The organism is Pseudomonas marginalis, from assembly GCF_001645105.1.
GTDB lineage: Bacteria > Pseudomonadota > Gammaproteobacteria > Pseudomonadales > Pseudomonadaceae > Aquipseudomonas > Aquipseudomonas petroselini.
Map to the genome: position 1 here is coordinate 371,763 of NZ_LKEG01000026.1, position 21,931 is coordinate 393,693.

General features: G+C 61.9%; 18 protein-coding genes. 11 read left to right on the plus strand and 7 right to left on the minus strand.

The genetic code is table 11. The features are described from left to right. Positions 1 to 52: 52 nt before the first annotated feature. On the minus strand, positions 53 to 205 hold the full coding sequence (locus AO064_RS29870; protein WP_015885095.1) for a DUF3309 family protein: 153 nt from the start codon (positions 203 to 205) through the stop codon (positions 53 to 55). A gap of 327 nt (positions 206 to 532) precedes the next feature. Between AO064_RS29870 and AO064_RS06660 the strand changes: the two genes are divergently transcribed. Further along, on the plus strand, positions 533 to 1,348 hold the full coding sequence (locus AO064_RS06660) for an SDR family oxidoreductase (protein WP_064052770.1): 816 nt from the start codon (positions 533 to 535) through the stop codon (positions 1,346 to 1,348). Positions 1,349 to 1,477: 129 nt separating this feature from the next. Next, on the plus strand, positions 1,478 to 1,681 hold the full coding sequence (csrA, locus tag AO064_RS06665; protein ID WP_015885093.1) for a carbon storage regulator CsrA: 204 nt from the start codon (positions 1,478 to 1,480) through the stop codon (positions 1,679 to 1,681). A 2-nt stretch (positions 1,682 to 1,683) separates the two neighbouring features. Here the strand turns inward: csrA and AO064_RS06670 are convergent, their stop codons facing one another. The 5 genes from AO064_RS06670 to mnmC form a co-directional block, all read right to left on the minus strand. Continuing rightward, entirely contained in the window at positions 1,684 to 1,911 is a 228-nt protein-coding gene (locus tag AO064_RS06670; protein WP_003236706.1) for a YheU family protein, read from the minus strand. Between the two features lie 59 nt (positions 1,912 to 1,970). Continuing rightward, a complete protein-coding gene (locus AO064_RS06675) occupies positions 1,971 to 3,155 on the minus strand; it encodes an osmoprotectant NAGGN system M42 family peptidase (protein ID WP_064052771.1) in 1,185 nt (394 codons plus the stop codon). Positions 3,156 to 3,179: 24 nt separating this feature from the next. Then, complete coding sequence (gene ngg / locus AO064_RS06680; protein ID WP_015885091.1) at positions 3,180 to 4,913, minus strand: N-acetylglutaminylglutamine synthetase; 1,734 nt, start codon at positions 4,911 to 4,913, stop codon at positions 3,180 to 3,182. A gap of 3 nt (positions 4,914 to 4,916) precedes the next feature. Continuing rightward, the gene (locus tag AO064_RS06685; protein WP_064052772.1) at positions 4,917 to 6,689 is read right to left on the minus strand and encodes an N-acetylglutaminylglutamine amidotransferase; all 1,773 of its coding nucleotides are present in this window, start codon (positions 6,687 to 6,689) and stop codon (positions 4,917 to 4,919) included. Positions 6,690 to 7,029: 340 nt separating this feature from the next. Beyond that, positions 7,030 to 9,009 (minus strand): bifunctional tRNA (5-methylaminomethyl-2-thiouridine)(34)-methyltransferase MnmC2/FAD-dependent 5-carboxymethylaminomethyl-2-thiouridine(34) oxidoreductase MnmC1, encoded by a 1,980-nt coding sequence (gene mnmC / locus AO064_RS06690; RefSeq protein WP_064052773.1) that lies wholly within the window; start codon positions 9,007 to 9,009, stop codon positions 7,030 to 7,032. A gap of 157 nt (positions 9,010 to 9,166) precedes the next feature. Between mnmC and pap the strand changes: the two genes are divergently transcribed. From pap to AO064_RS06705, 3 genes are all read left to right on the plus strand, one after another. After that, positions 9,167 to 10,681 carry a polyphosphate:AMP phosphotransferase gene (gene pap / locus AO064_RS06695; protein WP_064052774.1) on the plus strand — a complete coding sequence of 505 codons (1,515 nt, stop codon included), beginning with the start codon at positions 9,167 to 9,169 and terminating at the stop codon, positions 10,679 to 10,681. 297 nt (positions 10,682 to 10,978) lie between these two features. Further along, positions 10,979 to 12,163: a thiolase family protein gene (locus tag AO064_RS06700; RefSeq protein ID WP_064052775.1), complete on the plus strand. Its 1,185-nt coding sequence runs from the start codon at positions 10,979 to 10,981 to the stop codon at positions 12,161 to 12,163. Between the two features lie 265 nt (positions 12,164 to 12,428). Beyond that, positions 12,429 to 13,385: a DMT family transporter gene (locus AO064_RS06705; protein WP_064052776.1), complete on the plus strand. Its 957-nt coding sequence runs from the start codon at positions 12,429 to 12,431 to the stop codon at positions 13,383 to 13,385. A 1-nt stretch (position 13,386) separates the two neighbouring features. On the opposite strand, the gene AO064_RS06710 is transcribed toward AO064_RS06705, so the two are convergent. Continuing rightward, positions 13,387 to 14,769, minus strand: coding sequence for a class II fumarate hydratase (locus AO064_RS06710; RefSeq protein WP_046036071.1), 1,383 nt, complete (start codon positions 14,767 to 14,769; stop codon positions 13,387 to 13,389). A 193-nt stretch (positions 14,770 to 14,962) separates the two neighbouring features. On the opposite strand from AO064_RS06710, the gene AO064_RS06715 reads away from it, so the two are divergent. The 6 genes from AO064_RS06715 to AO064_RS06740 all read left to right on the plus strand — a co-directional run bounded on the left by AO064_RS06715 (position 14,963) and on the right by AO064_RS06740 (position 21,878). Next, complete coding sequence (locus tag AO064_RS06715; RefSeq protein WP_015885083.1) at positions 14,963 to 15,481, plus strand: DUF2059 domain-containing protein; 519 nt, start codon at positions 14,963 to 14,965, stop codon at positions 15,479 to 15,481. A 6-nt stretch (positions 15,482 to 15,487) separates the two neighbouring features. Further along, on the plus strand, positions 15,488 to 15,781 hold the full coding sequence (locus tag AO064_RS06720) for a BolA family protein (protein ID WP_015885082.1): 294 nt from the start codon (positions 15,488 to 15,490) through the stop codon (positions 15,779 to 15,781). 187 nt (positions 15,782 to 15,968) lie between these two features. After that, complete coding sequence (gene trhO, locus AO064_RS06725; protein ID WP_046036072.1) at positions 15,969 to 16,910, plus strand: oxygen-dependent tRNA uridine(34) hydroxylase TrhO; 942 nt, start codon at positions 15,969 to 15,971, stop codon at positions 16,908 to 16,910. Between the two features lie 36 nt (positions 16,911 to 16,946). Continuing rightward, entirely contained in the window at positions 16,947 to 17,549 is a 603-nt protein-coding gene (locus AO064_RS06730) for a DsbA family protein (RefSeq protein ID WP_183143951.1), read from the plus strand. Further along, positions 17,542 to 19,344, plus strand: a complete 1,803-nt coding sequence (locus AO064_RS06735) for an ABC transporter ATP-binding protein (protein ID WP_046036074.1) — start codon at positions 17,542 to 17,544, stop codon at positions 19,342 to 19,344. The genes AO064_RS06730 and AO064_RS06735 overlap by 8 nt, the downstream gene beginning before the upstream one ends. Before the next feature lie 71 nt (positions 19,345 to 19,415). After that, positions 19,416 to 21,878: an EAL domain-containing protein gene (locus tag AO064_RS06740; protein WP_046036075.1), complete on the plus strand. Its 2,463-nt coding sequence runs from the start codon at positions 19,416 to 19,418 to the stop codon at positions 21,876 to 21,878. Positions 21,879 to 21,931: the final 53 nt, after the last annotated feature.

Here is a 21,931-nt window from a genome sequence, read left to right on the forward strand (position 1 = left end):
AACCGGCAATAAAAAAGAGGCCTTTAAAAGGCCTCTTTTTTTTGCCCGGCGTTTATATCCGACCGAGCAACAACAGCACCAGCAGGACCACCAGTACCACACCCAGGATGCCCGACGGGCCATAACCCCAGTTACGCGAGTGAGGGAACACTGGCAGACCACCGACCAGCAGGAGGATCAAGATAATGATCAGAATGAGGCTCATGGTTTTTTCCTTATTGGCCTTCTGCAAAGACCGGTTATTTAACGATAGGCCCGCAGTTTAATAACGAACGCCTTAACAACTCCGACTGGTGTCCCTGGTGGAAAATTCAGTATTTTTTTAAAGCATTTCGCACACTTGCTTATTTCTTTTAATGCGTTCGCAACTGCGCCCGATTAGTTGAAAAATATTGAACTTAGGCTATACGCAACCCTCCGACCCAGCCGCTGGTTTGCCAGGGGCATTCATCAATCTGATGGTGGGTGGGTGCTGGAAAAACCTTCGCTACACTGCCGGTCACTTCTTCCGTGAACCACAAGGCTACTTTCTATGCAAAATCGCATGATGATCACTGGCGCCGGGTCCGGCCTGGGTCGTGAAATCGCGCTGCGTTGGGCCCGCGAGGGTTGGCAGTTGGCCTTGTCGGATGTCAGCGAGCCGGGCCTGCAGGAAACCCTCAAATGGGTGCGTGAAGCCGGGGGTGATGGCTTCGTCCAGCGTTGCGACGTGCGCGACTACAGCCAGCTCACTGCATTCGCCCAAGCCTGCGAGGTAAAGCTCGGCGGGGTTGATGTGATCGTCAACAATGCCGGCGTCGCCTCGGGAGGCTTCTTTGCCGAACTGTCCCTGGAGGACTGGGACTGGCAGATCGCAATCAACCTGATGGGTGTGGTCAAGGGGTGCAAGGCGTTCCTGCCGCTGCTGGAAAAGAGCAAGGGCCGTATCATCAACATCGCGTCCATGGCCGCGCTGATGCAGGGTCCGGCGATGAGCAACTACAACGTGGCCAAGGCTGGCGTGGTAGCGCTGTCGGAAAGCCTGCTGGTGGAACTCAAGCAACAGGAGGTCGGCGTGCATGTGGTCTGCCCATCGTTCTTCCAGACTAACCTGCTCGACTCGTTCCGTGGACCGACCCCTGCGATGAAGGCCCAAGTGGGCAAGCTGCTGGAGAGTTCGCCGATCTCGGCGGCGGATATCGCCGATTACATCTATCAACGCGTCGCGGCGGGTGAGTTCATGATCCTGCCCCACGAACAGGGGCGCATGGCCTGGGCGTTGAAGCAGAAGAACCCGCAGTTGCTCTATGACGAAATGACCAGCATGGCCGACAAGATGCGCGCCAAGGCTCAGGCTGCCAAGGCCTGATCCGGTAGCGGTCTGTCAGGCAATTTACCTGCGTACGTAGGGCCTGCCTGATTTCGTCGCAAGCCATTGATGCTCCGACACCGAGCGCGCATGGTCGAGGTCCTTTCATTGCTAATAAGGACATCCGCCATGCTGGTCTTAAGCCGCGCCGTAGGCGAAGTCATCTCTATCGGTGATGACATCGCCGTACACATTCTTGAATTGAACGGCAGCCAAGTGAAATTCGGCGTGGAGGCGCCGAACGGGGTGCATGTACACCGTGCCGAGGTCTACCAGAAGATCCGCGATCGGCTGGGCGCCACGACCCATCCGGTGCCGGTGCCCAATCTCTGATCTCAGTCGAACAGATGCTTGGGCACGTCGTGCTTGAGCATCAACTGGCACTGCTCGCTGTCCGGGTCGAACACGATCAGCGCCTGCCCCTTGGTGAGCGCCTGGCGTACGCGCAGCACGCGGGTCTCCAAAGGCGTGTCGTCACCATTGTCGGTGCCGTCACGGGTGACGAAGTCTTCGATCAGGCGCGTCAGCGTGTCGACTTCAAGTGCATCGTAGGGAATCAGCATACAAGCCTCGGGTGATGGATCCCGGCGATCCTACTGCGCCGGGATCAGAGTTGCCAGCGTCAGGACTTATTGCCGACCAGGCTGTCCACCGAGGGCACGCGGGTGTCGCTCTCCATCTGCGTCTCATGCTCGATCTGATGACTGAACCGATCCAGCGAGCCCTGGGCCGGTTGCGCATCGCTGGCGAACACCGGTGGGCTGAGAATGTAGGCGCCCAACAGGCGACTCAGCGCCGCGAGGCTGTCGACATGGGTGCGCTCGTAGCCGTGGGTCGCATCGCAACCAAACGCCAGCAACGCAGTGCGGATGTCGTGCCCGGCGGTCACGGCCGAGTGCGCATCGCTGAAGTAATAGCGGAACAGGTCGCGGCGCACCGGCAGTTCGTGGTCCGACGCCAAACGTAGCAAGTGACGGGACAGGTGATAGTCATACGGCCCGCCGGAGTCCTGCATGGCCACGCTCACCGCATGCTCGCTGGAGTGCTGGCCGGGAGCGACCGGAGCGATATCGATGCCGACAAATTCACTCACGTCCCAGGGCAGGGCGGCCGCTGCGCCACTGCCGGTTTCCTCGGTGATGGTGAACAGCGGGTGGCAGTCGATCAGCAAGGGCTCACCACTGTCGACGATGGCCTTGAGCGCGGCGAGCAGGGCGGCGACGCCTGCCTTGTCGTCCAGGTGGCGGGCGCTGATGTGCCCGCTCTCGGTGAATTCCGGCAGCGGGTCGAAGGCCACATAGTCACCGATACCAATGCCCAGGGAGTCGCAGTCGGCACGGGTCGCGCAGTAGGCGTCGAGGCGCAACTCGACGTGGTCCCAACTCACCGGCATTTCATCCACGGCGGTGTTGAACGCGTGCCCGGAGGCCATCAACGGCAACACGCTGCCGCGGATCACGCCATTATCGGTAAACAGGCTGACGCGGCTGCCTTCGGCAAACCGGCTCGACCAGCAACCTACGGGCGCCAGGCTCAGGCGGCCGTTGTCCTTGATCGCACGCACGGCGGCGCCGATGGTGTCCAAGTGGGCAGAGACCGCACGGTCAGGGCTGTTTTTCTGGCCCTTGAGGGTGGCGCGGATGGTGCCGCGCCGGGTCATTTCGAAGGGGATGCCCAGTTCTTCCAGGCGCTCGGCGACATACCGCACGATGGTGTCGGTAAATCCGGTGGGGCTGGGAATGGCGAGCATTTCCAGTAGGACTTTTTGCAGGTAATTCAGATCCGGTTCTGGGATGGTTCGGCTCATAAAGACTCCTGGGGTTCGGATCGTTCAGCTATGGGGAAACAGCAAATCCACAAATTTTTCCGCGGTAGGCTGCGGTTCATGATTGGCCAGGCCGGCCCGTTCGTTAGCTTCGATAAACACGTACTCGGGTTGGTCGGCGGCAGGCACCATCAGGTCCAGGCCGACCATGGGGATGTCCAGGGCGCGGGCGGCGCGTACGGCGGCGTCTACCAACGTGGGGTGCAGGATGGCGGTGACGTCTTCCAGGCAACCGCCGGTGTGCAGGTTGGCGGTACGGCGCACGGCCAGGGTTTTGCCACGTGGCAGGATGCTGCTGTAGTCGTAGCCGGCGGCGTGCAGGGTGCGTTCGGTTTCGGCGTCGACAGGGATTTTGCTTTCGCCATCAGTCGCCGCCTGGCGACGACGGCTCTGGGCTTCGATCAACGCGCCGATGGAATGTTGACCGTCACCGGTCACTTCCGCAGGACGACGAATCGCAGCCGCAACCACCTCGAAACCGATCACCAGGATGCGCAGGTCCAGGCCTTCATGAAAGCTTTCCAGCAGCACACGGCTGTCAAACTGGCGCGCCGCTTCAATCGCCTGCTGCACCTCTTCGATGCTCTGCAAATCCACCGCCACGCCCTGGCCTTGCTCACCGTCCAGCGGCTTGACGACGACGCGCTGGTGCTCGTCGAGGAACTCCAGGTTGTCATCGGCGCTGCCCGCTAGTTGTTGCGACGGCAGTTTCAAACCGGCCGCCTTGAGCACTTTGTGGGTCAGGCTCTTGTCCTGGCACAAGGTCATGCTGATGGCGCTGGTCAAGTCGCTCAACGACTCACGGCAACGCACACGGCGCCCTCCGTGACTGAGGGTGAATAAGCCCGCGTCGGCGTCATCCACCTGCACATCGATACCGCGCCGATGCGCTTCTTCGACGATGATCCGGGCATAAGGGTTAAAGCCTGCCTGCGGACCCGGGCCGAGAAAGAGCGGCTGGTTGATGCCGTTCTTACGTTTGATCGCAAAGGTGGTCAGCGCCCTGAACCCCAGCTTGGCGTAAAGGTTCTTGGCCTGGCGGTTATCGTGCAGCACGGACAGGTCCAGGTAGCTCAGGCCACGGCTCATGAAGTGTTCCACCAAATGGCGGACCAGCACCTCACCCACGCCAGGGCGGGTGCACTGCGGGTCCACGGCCAGGCACCACAGGCTGCAGCCGTTTTCCGGGTCATGAAAGGCTTTCTGGTGGTTGAGGCCCATGACGCTGCCGATCACCGCGCCGCTGTCTTCATCTTCCGCCAGCCAGTAGACAGGCCCACCGGCATGGCGCGGCGTAAGGCGTTCAGCGTCGACGGGCAACATGCCGCGTCCTTGATAGAGCTGGTTGACGGCCAGCCAATCGGCTTCGGTCTGCACCCGACGAATGCGGAAACCACGAAATACCCGCGTGGCCGGCCGATAGTCGGTGAACCACAGGCGCAGCGTGTCGGACGGGTCGAGGAACAGTTGCTGCGGATCGATCCCGAGAATCTGCTGCGGTGCAGCCACATAGAGTGCGATGTCGCGCTCGCCCGGCTGCTCATTCAGCAGTTCCTGGGCCAGGGTCGCCGGGTCGGGAAAGGTGTGCCCGATCAACAAGCGGCCCCATCCGCAATGCACGGCTATCGGCTCGGCGGCCAAGGGGCTGCCATCTTCCGCCAGGCGGGCCTGCAGGCGCTCATAGGTCGGCGCCTGGCCCTTCAACAAGCGTTGGCTGTAAGCCGCTGCGAGAGGTTTCATTACTCAGATTCCTTGTTCGCTGAGCCACAGGTTCAGCGCCGCCAGTTGCCACAGCTTGGAGCCGCGCAGCGGGGTCAATTGGCCTTGCGGGTCGGTCAGCAAGCGGTCGAGCATGGCGGGATTGAACAGGCCGCGATCCTGGCTCGGGTCCAGCAACAATTCACGCACCCAGTTCAGGGTATCGCCCTGCAAGTGTTTGAGGCCTGGCACGGGGAAGTAACCTTTCTTGCGGTCGATCACTTCGCTCGGGATCACCCGGCGCGCGGCCTCTTTCAACACCTGCTTGCCACCGTCGGGCAACTTGAACTTGCCGGGTACACGGGCCGACAGCTCAACCAAGCGGTAGTCGAGGAACGGCGTACGCGCTTCCAGGCCCCAGGCCATGGTCATGTTGTCGACGCGTTTGACCGGGTCGTCCACCAGCATGACCGTGCTGTCCAGGCGCAGGGCCTTGTCCACTGCCGCATCCGCGCCGGGCATGGCGAAGTGCTCGCGGACGAAATCACCGGCGGCGTCATTGGCGGTCAGCCATTTTGGCGCGACGGTGGCTGCGTAGTCGTCGTAGCTGCGGTCGAAAAACGCATCGCGATACGCGGCGTAGGGATCGGCGGCGCCGTCCACCTGCGGGTACCAGTGGTAACCGGCAAACAGTTCGTCGGCGCCCTGGCCGCTCTGCACCACCTTGCAATGCTTGGCCACTTCCCGTGACAACAGGTAGAAGGCGATGCAGTCATGGCTGACCATCGGCTCGCTCATGGCACGGAACGCCGCCGGGAGTTGCTCGATGATCTCGCTTTCGGCAATGCGCAATTGATGATGACGGGTGCCGTAGTGCTTGGCGATCAGGTCCGAGTACTGGAACTCGTCGCCACGCTCGCCACCGGCGTCTTCAAAGCCGATGGAGAAGGTCGACAGGTCTTGCACGCCGACTTCACGCAGCAAGCCCACGAGCATGCTCGAATCGACGCCGCCGGACAGCAGCACGCCGACATCCACGGCGGCGCGTTGGCGGATGGCCACGGCTTCGCGGGTGCTGTCGAGTACGCGGTCAGTCCAGTCTTCCAGGCTCAGGTTGCGTTCGTCGTCATGTGGGCCGTAGGGCAGGGTCCACCAAGTTTTTTGCTCGGTCTTGCCGTTGGCGTCGATGCGCATCCAGCTCGCCGGCGGCAGTTTTTCGACGCCTGCCAGCAAGGTACGCGGCGCAGGCACCACGGCGTGGAAGTTCAAGTAATGATTGAGTGCCACCGGATCGAGGATCGGGTTGATATCCCCGCCTTTGAGCAACGCCGGCAAGGCCGACGCGAAGCGCAGGCGCTGGCCGGTGCGCGACAGGTACAGCGGCTTCACACCCAGACGGTCGCGGGCAATAAACAGGCGTTGGGCATCACGTTCCCAGATGGCGAACGCGAACATGCCATTGAGCTTGGGCAGCAGCGCTTCGCCCCAGGCGTGATAACCCTTGAGCAGCACTTCGGTGTCGCCGCCGGAGTAGAAGGCGTAGCCGAGGGCTTCCAGCTCTTCTCTCAGTTCAGGGAAGTTGTAGATCGCGCCGTTGAACGCCAGGGACAGCCCCAGTTGGCAGTCGACCATCGGTTGTGCAGAGCCATCCGACAGGTCCATGATTTTCAAGCGCCGATGGCCCAGCGCGACAGGCCCCTGGGCATGAAAACCCCAGGCGTCAGGCCCACGCGGGGCCAGGTGATGGGTGATGCGCTCAATAGCTGCCAGGTCGGCAGGTTGGGCATCGAAACGTAACTCTCCAGCTAATCCGCACATAAATTCCTTACCGGTTTTTCCGTTGGGGAGGGATGAAATGCCGCACGCCAAAAAGGCCGGGCGTTGAGAAACTGACCCGTGTGGTGGATGGGAGTTTTAGAACGATCGGTTATAAGGCGATTGGGCATCAGTGCGGTGATGCGTCAGTCGAGGGGGGTTAGATAGGTAGGCGCAACAGCCTCAAGCCCGTTGATAAGGTTTGGCGAAACACCTGCCATACGGACAATTGCCATGCCTGTCGTACCCTCTGAAACACCCCAATCCTTGAGTTCCGAGATGAAGCTGGCGGCCCTTCTTCAACTGACCGGCGACTTGCCCAGGCGTGCAGTGTGTAAAACCCTCAGGACGTGCCCCGGATCAATCCCCGCAGGGCAAAACGGTTGGGGTGGCAGGCGTGGGCGACGCTGGAGGGGACGGGCAGCGGTTCGTCATTCAGCCAGGCGGTCAGCAGCTCTGCCGCCAGCGGGGCGGTGATCAAACCTCGCGAGCCGTGCCCGCTGTTGATGTACAGCCCATCGAGCCAGGGGCAGGCAATGTCCGGGACTTGCCGAGCATCCTTGCGCAGCGCTGCGTAGGCCAGGTGGAACGCCTCGCGGTCGGCCAGTGGCCCGACAATCGGTAGATAGTCGGGGCTGGTGCAACGAAAGGCCGCACGGCCTTGCAGGTGCTCGGGGTCAAGGGTGTCGGCGTGCAGGCGTTGCAGCAGGTCAACGGAGATTTCCCGCAACATCTGCAGGTTACCGAGGTGTTCGGCGGTGCTGGGGGTGAGGTCTTCGCTGGCGAAGTTGAAGCTGGCGCCGAGCGTATGTTCCCCCAAGCGCGCAGGCGCGACGTAACCCTCGGCGCACACCACCGTGGCCAGTGCCTGGCTTTGCGGGGTTTGCGGCAGGCGGCTGATTTGCCCGCGAATGCGTTTGAGGGGCAGCTCGGCGCTGACCGGGAAGCGGTTGATCTCGGCGGCGCCGGCCAGCACCACCACGCTGGCGCTGGCCAGCAGGGTGTGGCCGTCGTGGGCGTGCCATTGGCCATCGACCTGGCGCAACTCAAGGGCCTCGCGATGCTGCAACAGCGTGATCAGCGGATGTGTCGCTTGCCACTCGCACAGTGCCGGCGGATGCACCCAGCCGCCTTCGGGGAAAAACAGCCCGCCGTGTTCCAAGGCCACGCCGGCGCGCGCCTGGGCCTGCGCCTGATCCAGCACGTGCAAAAGCTCCGGCGCGAAGGCTTGGGCCAGCTGCGCCTGGCGTTCGGCCTCCTTGGCATTGAACGCCAGTTGCAGCACGCCGCAACCGTCCCAGTCGACGCCACGGTGCAGGTGTTCGAGCAGCCGGCGGGTATGGCCGAAGCCGCTGAGGATCAATTGCGACAGCGCCGTGCCATGCGCCGAAAGCTTGAGGTACAGCACGCCCTGCGGGTTACCCGAGGCTTCCTGCGCCAGCGCCGCGTGACGCTCCAGCAGCGTCACCTGCCAGCCGCGCGCCGCCAGGCTGGCGGCGCTCGTGCAGCCGGCCAGGCCGCCGCCGATCACCAGGGCCGTGCGCGCGCCGGGCAGCGGCGCGGGGCGGGCAAACCAGGGTTTGATAGCCTCCGGCGCGGGCGTTTCGGCGGGCCAGCCGAGAAACTCGCCGCGCAGGATTTCCCACTTGTGGCCGATGCCCGGCGTGCGCTTCATCTTGAAGCCGGCGGCGTTGATCAAGCGGCGCACCCAGCCGGTACTGGTAAAGGTGCTGATGGTCGAGCCGGGGGCCGCCAGCCGTGCCAGTTCGGCAAACAGCTCGGCGGTCCACATGTCGGGGTTCTTGGCCGGGGCAAACCCGTCGAGAAACCAGGCGTCGACCTGCGCGTCCAGTTGGGGCAATTGTTCCAGGGCGTCGCCGATCAGCAGCGTCAGCGTCACGCGGCCGTGAGCCAACACCAGCCGTTGGAAGCCTTGATGAATGGCGATGTACTGCGCCAGCAACTGATCGGCAAACGGCTGCAGTTCCGGCCAAAGGGCGAGGGCACGCTGCAGGTCGGCGTGGCTCAGCGGGTACTTTTCCACGCTGACAAAATGCAGGCGGGCACCGGCCACGGCGTGTTGCTCGAACAACTGCCAGGCGCAGAGAAAATTCAACCCCGTGCCGAAACCGGTTTCGCCAATTACCAAGTGGCCCTGGGCCGGCAGGGCGGCGAAGCGCTCCTGCAAACGGTTCTGTTCGAGGAACACGTAGCGCGTTTCTTCAAGGCCCGACTTGTCGGAGAAGTACACATCGTCGAAGACCCGCGAGTGTGGGCGACCTTGCTCATCCCAGTCGAGCTGGGCGTGGGTAACGGGGTTCATGGGCGACTCATAGGCAATAGAAGCAGGCAAAGGCAAGGCGGCCATTCTAGCTGATCAACAGGCGTTGAATTGACCTACGGCAAGCACGCGTGGAATTTCCTCCCGCACGGCGTTGCCCAATCCGCTAGTCTTGAGCCATCTTGAAACGGAGCTGCCCATGTTCGAATCCGCCGAAATCGGTCACGCCATCGACAAAGACACCTTTGAGGCCGAAGTGCCGGCCCTGCGCGAAGCCTTGCTGGAAGTGCAGTACGAACTGCAGCAGCAGAAGCGCTTCCCGGTGATCATCCTGATCAACGGCATCGAAGGCGCCGGCAAGGGCGAGACGGTCAAGCTGCTGAATGAATGGATGGACCCGCGCCTGATTGAAGTGCGCACTTTCGACCAGCAGACCGACGAAGAACTCGCCCGGCCACCGGCCTGGCGCTACTGGCGCCAACTGCCGGCCAAAGGGCGCATGGGGATTTTCTTCGGCAACTGGTACAGCCAGATGCTGCAAGGCCGGGTGCATGGGCAGATCAAGGACGCGCGGCTTGACCAGGCTATTGCCGGCGCCGAACGCCTGGAAAAAATGCTCTGCGACGAAGGCGCGCTGATCTTCAAGTTCTGGTTCCACCTGTCCAAGAAGCAGATGAAGGCGCGGCTCAAGGCCCTGGCCGATGACCCGTTGCACAGCTGGCGCATCAGCCCGTTGGACTGGCAGCAGTCCGAGACCTACGACAAGTTTGTGCATTTCGGCGAGCGCGTGCTGCGGCGTACCAGTCGCGACTACGCGCCGTGGCATGTGATCGAAGGCGTCGACAGCAACTATCGCAGCCTCACCGTGGGCAAGATCCTGCTTGAAGGCCTGCAAAACGCCTTGAAACTGCCCAAGGGCAAGGCCAGCGGCATGAACCCGGCACCGTTGCCGTCGGCTGTCGACCAGATGAGCCTGCTCAACAGCCTCGAGATGACGCTGCACCTGGACAAGGACGATTACGAAGAACAGCTGATCACCGAGCAGGCGCGGTTCTCCGGCCTGATGCGCGACAAACGCATGCGAAAGCACGCTCTGGTCACGGTGTTCGAAGGCAATGATGCGGCAGGCAAGGGCGGGGCGATTCGCCGGGTGGCGGCGGCGCTTGACCCACGCCAGTACCATATCGTGCCGATCGCTGCGCCCACCGAAGACGAACGTGCCCAGCCTTACCTGTGGCGGTTCTGGCAGAAAATCCCGGCACGGGGCAAGTTCACCGTGTTTGACCGCTCCTGGTACGGCCGCGTGCTGGTGGAGCGGATCGAGGGCTTCTGTACCCCGGCCGACTGGCTGCGCGCCTATGGCGAGATCAATGACTTTGAAGAACAACTGCGCGACGCAGGGGTGATCGTGGTCAAGTTCTGGCTGGCCATCGACAAACAGACCCAACTGGAACGCTTCCAGGCGCGTGAAGAGATCCCGTTCAAGCGCTTCAAGATCACTGAAGACGACTGGCGCAACCGCGACAAGTGGGATGACTACCGCGCCGCCGTGGGCGATATGGTCGACCGCACCAGCACCGAAGTCGCGCCCTGGACCCTGGTGGAAGCCAACGATAAGCGCTGGGCGCGCGTCAAGGTGTTGCGCACCATCAACCTGGCCTTGGAGGAGGCGTTCGCCAAGTCCGACAAGCACGATAAAAAGAAAAAGAAATAATGGCCGTCAGGCTTGCCTATTGTAGTGAGCGGGCTTGCCCCGCGCTGGGCTGCGGAGCAGCCCCAACCCAGGCCCCGCGCCCTTTCAGACAAACCTGATTGGCAGGTTTTAGGGCCGCTTCGCAGCCCAGCGCAGGGCAAGCCTGCTCACTACAACAGCCTCAATCACCACAACAGCCCTGGTCACCGCAGGGCGAGCACGCTGGCCATGCTTTTGTATACGCCGGGTGAATGATCGTCGCGGTTGCGCAGGGCTGGCTCTATGCTCGATTCAACCACCACACGATCGAGGTAGCCCATGCGTGAAGTAGTGATTGTCGACAGCGTGCGAACCGGCCTGGCCAAATCCTTTCGCGGTAAGTTCAACCAGACCCGCCCGGATGATATGGCGGCCCATTGCGTCAACGCGCTGCTCGCCCGCAACGGCATCGACCCGGCCACGGTGGAAGATTGCATCGTCGGTGCCGGTTCCAACGAAGGCGCGCAGGGCTACAACATCGGCCGCAACGTGGCGGTGCTCTCGCAACTGGGCACGGGGACGGCGGGCATGACCCTCAACCGTTTCTGCTCGTCGGGGTTGCAGGCGATTGCTATCGCCGCCAACCAGATCGCCTCGGGCTGCAGCGAGATCATCGTCGCCGGGGGTGTCGAATCCATCAGCCTGACAATGAAAAGCGTCAACACCGACAACCTGATCAACCCGCTGTTGAAAGAGCAGGTGCCGGGCCTCTACTTCCCCATGGGCCAGACCGCCGAGATCGTCGCGCGTCGCTACAACGTCAGCCGCGAAGAACAGGACCTGTATGCCCTGCAAAGCCAGCAGCGTACTGCCCAGGCCCAGGCCGATGGGCTGTTCAACGATGAAATCGTGCCGATGGCGGTCAAGTACAAGGTCGAGGACAAGAACACCGGCGAAGTACAGGTGCTTGACGGCGTCGTTGATCGCGATGACTGCAACCGTCCCGACACTACGCTGGCCAGCTTGCAGGGCTTGAAACCGGTGTTCGCCGAGGACGGCTCGGTGACGGCGGGCAACTCCTCGCAGCTCTCCGACGGTGCGTCGATGACCCTGGTGATGAGCCTGGAAAAAGCCCTGGCCCTGGGGCTTAAGCCCAAGGCGTTTTTCCGTGGGTTTACCGTGGCGGGCTGCGAGCCGGACGAGATGGGCATCGGCCCGGTGTTCTCGGTGCCTAAGCTGCTCAAGGCCAAGGGGTTGCAGGTTGCGGATATCGACCTGTGGGAACTCAACGAAGCGTTCGCCTCCCAGTGCCTGTATGCGCGCAATCGCCTGGAAATCGACAATGCCCGGTACAACGTCAACGGCGGCTCGATCTCCATCGGGCACCCGTTCGGCATGACCGGTTCACGGCAGGTCGGGCATTTGGTGCGTGAGTTGCAGCGGCGTAATCTGCGCTACGGCATCGTCACCATGTGCGTGGGCGGCGGCATGGGCGCGACGGGGCTCTTCGAAGCCGTGCGCTAGACTCGGAAGCGGATTTGTGTAGTGAGCAGGCTTGGTGTGGTGAGCAGGCTTGCCCTGCGCTGGGGCGCGAAGCGGCCCCAAAACCTGCCAACCAGTTCTGCCTGAAAGAACGCGGCGCCTGGGTCGGGGCCGCTTCGCAGCCCAGCGCAGGGCAAGCCTGCTCACTACACCCACCCTGCTTCCCTATTTTGAACTGCGGCGTATCTACAATTGTGCGCTTGCCCCTAGAATGCCCGCTCCACTTCCTCTGGCTTCTGGGGCGCTCATGCACATCTCTTCCGGCCGCTGGGTCTATGGTTTTCTCCTGACCCTGCTGACCGCGCTGCTCTGGGGCATTCTGCCGATCAAACTCAAACAGGTCCTGCAGGTGATGGACCCGATTACCGTCACCTGGTTTCGCCTGACCGTGGCCGGTGGTTGCCTGTTCATCTACCTGGCGCTTACCAAGCGCCTGCCCAGCCGCAAGGTGCTGGGCCCCAAGGGCGGCTGGCTGGTGGGAATGGCGGTGTGTGGCCTGGTGGGCAACTATGTGTTGTACCTGGTGGGCCTGAAAATGCTCAGCCCCGGCACCGCACAGTTGGTGGTGCAGATGGGGCCGATCTTTTTGATGATCGCCAGTGTGTTTGTGTTCAAGGAGCGCTTCAGTCGCGGGCAGGTGCTGGGGTTGTTTGTGTTGATCGCAGGCTTTGGCTTGTTCTTCAATCAGCGCCTGGAAGAGTTGCTGACGTCCCTCGGCGCCTACACGGCCGGGGTACTGACGATCCTGCTCGCCACCTCTATTTGGGTGTTCTACGCCCTGGGTCAGAAACAGCTGCTGACGGCGTGGAATTCGTTGCAGGTCATGATGGTGATCTACCTTACCTGCGCGTTGTTGCTCACGCCCTGGGCACATCCCTTGGAGGCACTGGACCTGAGCCCGCTGCAAGGCTGGCTGTTGCTGGCGTGCTGCATGAATACCCTGGTGGCCTATGGCGCCTTTGCCGAAGCGCTCGCCCACTGGGAAGCCTCGCGGGTCAGTGCGACGCTGTCGCTCACGCCGCTGGTGACGTTTGTGGCGGTGGCCTTGGCGGCGTGGCTGTGGCCCGAATATGTGCAGGCCGAAGAAATCAACGCCCTGGGGTATGCCGGGGCGTTGGTGGTGGTACTGGGCTCGGCGACCGTGGCGCTGGCGCCGTCGTTGCTCGCCGGGCTCAAGGCCCGGCGGTTGCGGGTGACGTCCTAGGCTAGGCGCCCAGCATGTCTTGCGGTCGAACCCATTGGTCGAATTCCGCATCGGTGAGGTAGCCCAGGTCCAGCGCCGCCTCCCGAAGCGTCAACCCTTCGGCGTAAGCCTTCTTGGCGATCTCTGCGGACTTGTCGTAGCCGATGTGCGGGTTGAGCGCTGTGACCAACATCAATCCACGTTCCAGGTGTGCGGCCATCTGCACGGGGTCGGGTTCGAGCCCGGCCACGCAGTGTTCCTGGAAGTTATTACAGCCGTCGGCCAGCAGGCGGATCGATTCCAGCAGGTTGTGAATGATCACCGGCTTGTACACGTTCAACTGCAAGTGCCCTTGGCTGGCGGCGATGCCGATGGTCACGTCGTTGCCCAAGACCTGGCAGGCCAGCATCGACAGCGCTTCGCACTGGGTAGGGTTGACCTTGCCGGGCATGATCGAGCTGCCCGGTTCGTTGGCCGGCAACTTCACCTCCGCCAGCCCGGCGCGCGGGCCGGAGCCCAGCAGGCGCAGGTCGTTGGCGATTTTCATCAGGGCCACGGCCAGGGTTTTCAGCGCGCCATGCAGGGTCACCAGCGGCTCGTGGCCGGAGAGGGCGGCGAATTTGTTCGGCGCCGTGACAAACGGCAGTCCCGACAGCGCCGCCAGTTCGGCGGCAATCGCCTCGCCAAACCCATGGGGCGCATTCAGCCCGGTGCCGACAGCGGTGCCGCCCTGGGCCAGCTCGCACACGGCGGGCAGGGCGCTGCGAATCGCGCGTTCGGCGTAATCGAGCTGGGCGATAAAGGCTGAGAGTTCCTGGCCAAAGGTGATCGGCGTGGCATCCATCATGTGGGTGCGACCGGTCTTCACCAGCTTCATATGCCGCGCGGCCAACTCGGCCAGCCCGCCGGACAATGTCGCGATCGCCGGCAACAAGCGCTGATGCACTGCTTGTACGGTCGCAATGCTCATGGCGGTCGGGAAGCAGTCATTGGAACTCTGGGAGCGGTTGACATGATCGTTGGGGTGCACCGGGCTCTTGCCGCCGCGCGGGTTGCCCGCCAGCTCATTGGCGCGGCCGGCGATCACTTCGTTGGCGTTCATGTTGCTCTGGGTGCCGCTGCCGGTCTGCCAGACCACCAGGGGGAACTGGTCGTCGTGTTGACCCGCCAGCACTTCGTCGGCGGCCTGTTCGATCAGGCGGGCGATGTCGGCAGGCAGGTCGCCATTGCGGTCGTTGACGCGTGCCGCGGCTTTCTTGACCAGGGCCAGGGCGTGCAGTACCGCGAGGGGCATGCGTTGTTCGCCGATGGCGAAGTTCACCAGCGAGCGTTGGGTCTGCGCGCCCCAGTAAGCGTCATCCGGGACATGGACTTCTCCCAGGCTGTCGGTTTCGATACGGCTCATCGGGCACACTCCTTCAGGTTCGTTTGCGCAGTTTAGGCTGTGATGAGCCCTGGGGGTTCCCCTAAAAGACTTTTCATCGGATTGGGCGCCGCAAATCCAGGCCCTACAAGGCGTGGGGTTGAGCCATGGCGTTTTTTAGGCGCAGAATGGGCGCCCTTGGGGTCTTACCTCGCCTGCTAGAAAAGGAAACTCGATGACTCGTCTTCGTGCCATCTGTACCGCGGTTGCTCTGGTTTGCGCCAGCGGCCAGGTTTTTGCCGATACCGCCAGCCACAACGCCAGTGCCGAAGCCTTCCTTACCCTGGCCCATGCCGACAAGCTGGGTACCCCGGTGTACATGCAAGTGCAGCAAATGTTCGCCCAGCGTTTCGAACAGACCAAGGCGCCTGCCGCCAAGCAGTCCGTACTGGACAGCTACCAGGCCAAGGCCAACGCCGCCCTGGACCAGGCTATCGGCTGGCCAAAGCTGAAGCCTGACATGGTCAAGCTCTACACCACCAACTTCAGCGAATCCGAACTCAAGGACCTGGTTGCCTTCTACCAGTCGCCACTGGGCAAGAAAGTCCTGGAAAAAATGCCGCAACTGACCCAGCAATCGGCCCAGATGACCCAGCAAAAGCTGGAAAGCGCCGTGCCAGTGGTGAACAAGCTGTTGGAAGACATGACCAACGAGCTGACGCCAAAAGCTGCCGCACCGGCCAAGAAGAAGTAAGCAGGAATGACCATGCAACAGCGTATCGAAACGGCACTTGCCGCCCTGGGCACCGACCACTTGAGCGTGCTGGATGAAAGCCATATGCACAGCCGTGGGTTGCAGACCCACTTCAAGGCCGTGCTGGTCAGCCCGCAGTTCGAGGGGCTCAACCGCGTCAAGCGCCACCAGAAGGTCTACGCCACCCTGGGTGACCTGATGAGCGAGTTTCATGCGCTGGCGCTGCATACCTACACGCCTGATGAATGGGCGAAAATCGACGCAGCCCCGGCCTCGCCGACCTGCGCCGGCGGGCACTGACACTCTGGCGCATGGGCTTGTTGGGGCTGCTTCGCCGCCCAGCGGGAGCAAGCTCCCTCGCCACAGTAAAGAGGCGGTCCATAAACGTCGCCAATTTTGTTAGAATCCGCAACGCGCCGCTTAGCCGGCGCGTTTTTTTTGCATCCGGTTCACCCCTTACGAGGGTAGCCACCTGGAGAGAACACCCATGACTCAACCGATCGTCGTGGCGGCACTGTATAAGTTCGTCACTCTCGAAGATTACGTCGCCCTGCGCGAGCCACTGTTGCAGGCGATGGTCGACAACGGCATCAAAGGCACCTTGCTGATCGCCGAAGAAGGCATCAACGGCACCGTTTCCGGCAGCCGTGAAGGCATTGATGGCCTGATGGCCTGGCTGAAGACCGACCCCCGCATGGTCGACATCGACCATAAAGAATCCTATTGCGATGACCAGCCGTTCTACCGCACCAAGGTCAAGCTCAAGAAAGAGATCGTGACCCTGGGCGTCGATGGCGTCGACCCGAACAAGAAAGTTGGCACCTACGTCGAGCCGCAGGACTGGAACGCGCTGATCAGCGACCCGGAAGTGCTGTTGATCGACACCCGTAACGACTATGAAGTGTCCATCGGCACCTTTGAGGGCGCGATCGACCCGAAAACCACCAGCTTTCGCGAATTTCCCGACTACATCAAAGCCAACTTCGACCCCGCCAAGCATAAGAAAGTCGCCATGTTCTGCACCGGTGGCATTCGCTGTGAGAAGGCCTCGAGCTACATGCTCAGCGAAGGCTTCGATGAGGTTTATCATCTCAAGGGCGGCATCCTGAAGTACCTCGAAGAGGTGCCCCAGGAGGAAACCAAGTGGCAGGGCGACTGCTTTGTTTTCGATAATCGCGTGACCGTACGCCACGACTTGAGCGAAGGCGACTACGATCAATGTCATGCTTGCCGCACACCGGTGAGCGTTGAAGACCGCGCCTCCGAGCACTACGTGGCTGGCATCAGTTGCCCGCATTGCTGGGATAAGCTGCCGGAGAAAACCCGTCGCAGCGCGATCGACCGGCAAAAGCAGATCGAGCTGGCCAAGGCCCGCAACATGCCGCACCCGATTGGTTTCAACTACAAGCAAACCCCTTCCGAGGCCTGAGCCATGTCCGCGCGCCTGCTCTACATAATGGACCCGATGTGTTCCTGGTGCTGGGGCTTTGCTCCGGTGGCCGAGGCGTTGGTGGAGCAGGCCCAGGCGTCCGGCGTGGAACTGCACCTGGTGGTGGGCGGCTTGCGCACCGGCAGCGGTGCGGCGCTGGAGCCAACCACCCGGCGCTACATCCTGGAGCACTGGCAGGCGGTCACCGAGGCCACCGGCCAGCCGTTCAAGCGTGAAGGCGCGTTGCCCGATGGTTTTGTCTACGACACCGAGCCGGCGTGCCGCGCCATCGTCACCGCCCGCAGCCTGGCGCCGGACTGTGCCTGGACGCTGCTGGGGCTGATCCAGCGCGCATTTTATGTCGAGGGTCGCGACGTGACCTTGGCCAGTGTGCTGGTGGAGTTGGCCGAGCAAGCGGGCATCCCGCGTATCGAGTTTGCGGGCGCCTTCGACCGTGCCGAGCAACACGCCGCCACCGCTGCCGACTTTACGTGGGTGCAGGATCTGGGCATCGCCGGTTTCCCGACGCTGCTGGCCGAGCGCAATGGCCAGTTGGCCCTGCTGACCAATGGTTACCAGCCGTTGTCCGACCTGTCGCCGTTATTGGGCCGATGGCTGGAGCGGGCAACCTGTGCATGAACGCCCTCAACGCACCGATCGCCTGACCTGGGCAGAAATCCGCCGGCTGGCCCTGCGCCACAAGAAATCCCTGTGGATCGCCAACGGCGTTGCCGTGCTGGCGACCCTGTGCAGCGTTCCTATCCCTTTGCTGTTGCCGTTATTGGTGGACGAAGTGCTGCTGGGCCACGGCGATGCGGCCCTGAACGTGATGAACCACGCGCTGCCTCTGGGTTGGCAGAAGGCGGCGGGCTATATCGGCCTGATGCTGCTGGTGACCCTGCTGCTGCGCTGCGGTGCGCTGGTATTCAACGTGGTGCAGGCGCGGCTGTTTGCGCGGCTGGCCAAGGACATCGTGTACCGCATCCGCGTGCGCCTGATCGAACGGCTCAAGCGTATTTCCCTGGGCGAATATGAAAGCCTGGGCAGCGGCACGGTCACCACGCACCTGGTCACCGACCTGGACACCCTGGATAAATTCGTCGGTGAAACCCTCAGCCGCTTCCTGGTGGCCATGCTCACGCTGGTGGGCACCTCGGCCATTTTGGTGTGGATGCATTGGCAGCTGGCCTTGCTGATCCTGCTGTTCAACCCGCTGGTGATCTACGCCACGGTGCAGTTGGGCAAGCGCGTCAAACACCTTAAGAAGCTGGAGAACGACAGCACCGCGCGCTTTACCCAGGCACTGACCGAAACCCTGGACGCCATTCAGGAAGTGCGCGCCGGCAACCGCCAGGGTTTCTTCCTCGGGCGCCTCGGCCAGCGTGCCCAGGAGGTGCGTGACTACGCGATCCATTCCCAGTGGAAAACCGACGCTTCCAGCCGCGCCAGCGGTTTGCTGTTCCAGTTTGGTATCGACATCTTCCGCGCCGCCGCGATGCTCACGGTGCTGTTCTCCGACCTGTCCATTGGCCAGATGCTCGCGGTGTTCAGTTACCTGTGGTTCATGATCGGCCCGGTGGAACAGCTGCTGAACCTGCAATACGCCTACTACGCGGCGGGCGGGGCGCTGACGCGGATCAACGAACTGCTGGCGCGTGCCGATGAGCCGCAGTACGCCGGGGGCCAAGACCCGTTTGCCGGGCGTGAGACCGTGGGCATCGAGGTGCGCGGCCTCAGTTTCGGCTATGGCGAAGACCGGGTGCTCGACCAGTTGAACCTGGCCATCGCTCCCGGTGAAAAGGTGGCGATCGTCGGCGCCAGCGGTGGCGGCAAAAGCACTCTGGTGCAGCTGCTGCTCGGGCTCTACACGCCCCAGGCCGGGACGATCCGATTTGGCGGCGCTACCCAGCAGGAAATTGGCCTGGAGACCATTCGCGAGCACGTCGCCGTGGTGCTGCAACACCCGGCGCTGTTCAACGACACCGTGCGCGCCAACCTGACCATGGGCCGCGAGCGCAGTGACCAAGCCTGCTGGCAGGCACTGGAAATTGCGCAGTTGGAGGCTACCGTCAAGGCATTGCCGATGGGCCTGGACAGTGTGGTGGGGCGTTCCGGGGTGCGGTTTTCCGGCGGGCAGCGTCAGCGCCTGGCGATTGCGCGAATGGTGTTGGCCGAGCCGAAAGTGGTGATCCTCGACGAAGCGACTTCCGCCCTGGACGCCGCCACCGAGTACAACCTGCACCAGGCGCTCGCGCGCTTCCTCAGCGGGCGTACTACACTGATTATTGCCCACCGCCTGTCGGCGGTTAAGCAGGCCGATCGAGTATTAGTCTTCGACGGCGGTCACATTGCTGAGGATGGTGATCATCAACAGTTGATTGCCGACGGCGGCCTGTACGCCAAACTCTATGGACACCTGCAACAAGTGCGTTGATTTAGCCTAGGCTGAGCTATCAGAAGCGGATTTTCGCGTGCGTATCCAGCAGTGCATGTGCAAGGGACTTCATGAAGCAAAAGCGGACTCTCGGAACGCCAAGGCTGTTGGGCATTGTCTGGCCCTTTATCGCCGTCGTACTGTTCCAGGCATTGTTAGGCTGCGTCAGTCTTTACGTGCTTTCGGCAGTACGCGGCTATGTGGCTGGCGAAAGCCTGTGGTCCAAGGGCCAGAAAGACGCCATCTATTACCTGACGCTGTACGCCGATAACCGCGACGAAACTACTTACCTCAAGTACCAGCAGGCCATTGCCGTGCCTCAGGGCGGGCATGAACTGCGCATTGCCCTGGACCGTCCCACGCCCGACCTGAGCGCTGCACGACTGGGCATTCTCAAAGGCGGCAACCACCCGGATGACGTTTCCAGCCTGATCTGGTTGTACCTCAATTTTCGCCATTTCAGTTACCTGGAAAAAGCCATCGAGCTGTGGACCGTCGGCGATGGCTACCTGGTGCAATTGGATGAACTGGCGCGTGAGATGCACAGCTCGATCACCCGCGACCAGGTCAGCGCCAACGATGTGCAGCAATGGAAGGCGCATATCATCGCCATCAACGAAGGCGTGACGCCCGCTGCCAAGGCCTTTAGTGATGCGTTGGGCGAAGGCTCGCGGATGATCCTGGGGTTGCTGCTGATCACCAACTTGGCCACGGCGCTCGGCCTGATTGTGCTGGCGTTGTTGCGTACGCATAAGTTACTGGCTCAGCGCCACGCCTTTGCCGATGCCCTGCAACAGGAGAAGGAGCGGGCGCAGATCACCCTGGAGTCGATTGGCGATGGGGTGATCACGACCGACGTCGACGGCGCCATCAGCTATATGAACCCGGCGGCCGAGGCGCTGACCCACTGGAATTCGGCCCAGGCGCAAGGGTTACCCCTGGCAGCGCTGTTCAACTTGCTGGATGACAATGCCCAGCCCGACGGCTTTACCTTGATCGAACATATCGTGAAGGGCCAACTGAGCGGCGGCAGCGAGCATTCGAAAACCATCCAACGCCTGGATGGCAGTACGGTGTCGGTGACCCTGGTGGGCGCGCCGATCCGCAGCGGGGGTAAAGTCACCGGGGCGGTGCTGGTGTTGCATGATATGACCCAGGAGCGTCAATACATTGCCAACCTGTCCTGGCAGGCGACTCACGACGCCCTGACCGGCCTGGCCAACCGTCGTGAATTCGAGTTCCGCCTGGAACAGGTGCTGCATCCTGCCGCTCAGCAGTACGGCGGGCGACATGCCTTGATGTTTCTTGACCTGGACCAGTTCAAGCTGGTCAACGACACCTGTGGCCACGCGGCGGGTGATGAGCTGCTGCGGCATATCTGCGCGCTGCTGCAATCGGACCTGCGCGAAGGCGACACCCTGGCGCGCCTGGGCGGGGATGAATTCGGCATCCTGCTGGAGAATTGCCCGGCGGCGGTGGCGGAGAAAATCGCCGAGAGCCTGCGCCATACCGTGCAAAGCCTGCACTTTGTGTGGAAGGGCCGGCCGTTCATGACCACCGTCAGCATCGGCCTGGTGCACTTGGGGCACACCCCGACCACCCTGGAAACCTCACTGCGCGCCGCCGACATGGCGTGCTACATGGCCAAGGAAAAGGGCCGCAACCGTGTGCAGGTGTACCACGCCGACGACTCGGAACTGTCGCTGCGCTTTGGCGAAATGGCCTGGGTGCAGCGTCTGCACATGGCCTTGGAAGAGAATCGGTTCTGCCTGTATGCCCAGGAAATCTCACCCTTGGGGCAGACCGACGGTGGTGATGGGCATATTGAGATCCTGCTGCGCCTGCACGACGAAGCCGGGCGCATCATCTTGCCCGACAGCTTTATCCCGGCCGCCGAGCGCTACGGTCTGATGACATCCCTGGACCGTTGGGTGGTGGAGAATGTGTTCAAGATCATCGCCCGTTGCCTGCACGAGCGTCCGGGTCGCCCTATGGCCATGTGTGCGATCAATCTGTCAGGCATAACTATTGGTGATGATGACTTTCTCGGATTTTTGCGTGAGAAATTTCATACTTACGCAATTCCGCCCGGCATGATCTGTTTTGAAATAACCGAAACCAGCGCTATTGCAAACTTGGGCAGTGCGATCCGCTTTATTAATGAACTCAAAGCCTTAGGCTGTCAGTTCTCGTTGGATGACTTTTGTGCCGGAATGTCCTCATTCGCCTATCTCAAACATTTACCTGTAGACTTCCTGAAGATCGATGGAAGTTTCGTAAAGGATATGCTGGACGACCCGATTAACCGCGCGATGGTCGAAGTGATCAACCACATCGGCCACGTCATGGGTAAGCGCACAATTGCAGAGTTTGTCGAGACACCGCAAATCGAACAGGCGTTACTCGAAATTGGTGTGGATTACGCTCAGGGCTACCTGATTGAACGACCGCAATTGTTTACCTTTGATAGCTTGCAGTGTCGACCTGTGCGGCCGCAGCCTCTGTTATTCAAGGCGCCCGGCACATTCCGCTGAAACATTTGCTGGTCTGTACAATCACACTTAAAAAGGAGCCTTAACAGTGATCG

Bases quoted from the DNA above. Each gene is read 5' to 3' on its own strand.
- AO064_RS29870 (WP_015885095.1), bottom strand. From the start codon at position 205: ATGAGCCTCATTCTGATCATTATCTTGATCCTCCTGCTGGTCGGTGGT.
- AO064_RS06660 (WP_064052770.1), top strand. From the start codon at position 533: ATGCAAAATCGCATGATGATCACTGGCGCCGGGTCCGGCCTGGGTCGT.
- AO064_RS06720 (WP_015885082.1), top strand. From the start codon at position 15,488: ATGACCATGCAACAGCGTATCGAAACGGCACTTGCCGCCCTGGGCACC.
- AO064_RS06685 (WP_064052772.1), bottom strand. From the start codon at position 6,689: ATGTGCGGATTAGCTGGAGAGTTACGTTTCGATGCCCAACCTGCCGAC.
- AO064_RS06715 (WP_015885083.1), top strand. From the start codon at position 14,963: ATGACTCGTCTTCGTGCCATCTGTACCGCGGTTGCTCTGGTTTGCGCC.
- AO064_RS06675 (WP_064052771.1), bottom strand. From the start codon at position 3,155: ATGAGCCGAACCATCCCAGAACCGGATCTGAATTACCTGCAAAAAGTC.
- pap (WP_064052774.1), top strand. From the start codon at position 9,167: ATGTTCGAATCCGCCGAAATCGGTCACGCCATCGACAAAGACACCTTT.
- AO064_RS06700 (WP_064052775.1), top strand. From the start codon at position 10,979: ATGCGTGAAGTAGTGATTGTCGACAGCGTGCGAACCGGCCTGGCCAAA.
- csrA (WP_015885093.1), top strand. From the start codon at position 1,478: ATGCTGGTCTTAAGCCGCGCCGTAGGCGAAGTCATCTCTATCGGTGAT.
- AO064_RS06705 (WP_064052776.1), top strand. From the start codon at position 12,429: ATGCACATCTCTTCCGGCCGCTGGGTCTATGGTTTTCTCCTGACCCTG.
- AO064_RS06670 (WP_003236706.1), bottom strand. From the start codon at position 1,911: ATGCTGATTCCCTACGATGCACTTGAAGTCGACACGCTGACGCGCCTG.
- AO064_RS06710 (WP_046036071.1), bottom strand. From the start codon at position 14,769: ATGAGCCGTATCGAAACCGACAGCCTGGGAGAAGTCCATGTCCCGGAT.
- mnmC (WP_064052773.1), bottom strand. From the start codon at position 9,009: ATGAACCCCGTTACCCACGCCCAGCTCGACTGGGATGAGCAAGGTCGC.
- trhO (WP_046036072.1), top strand. From the start codon at position 15,969: ATGACTCAACCGATCGTCGTGGCGGCACTGTATAAGTTCGTCACTCTC.
- ngg (WP_015885091.1), bottom strand. From the start codon at position 4,913: ATGAAACCTCTCGCAGCGGCTTACAGCCAACGCTTGTTGAAGGGCCAG.
- AO064_RS06730 (WP_183143951.1), top strand. From the start codon at position 16,947: ATGTGTTCCTGGTGCTGGGGCTTTGCTCCGGTGGCCGAGGCGTTGGTG.
- AO064_RS06740 (WP_046036075.1), top strand. From the start codon at position 19,416: ATGAAGCAAAAGCGGACTCTCGGAACGCCAAGGCTGTTGGGCATTGTC.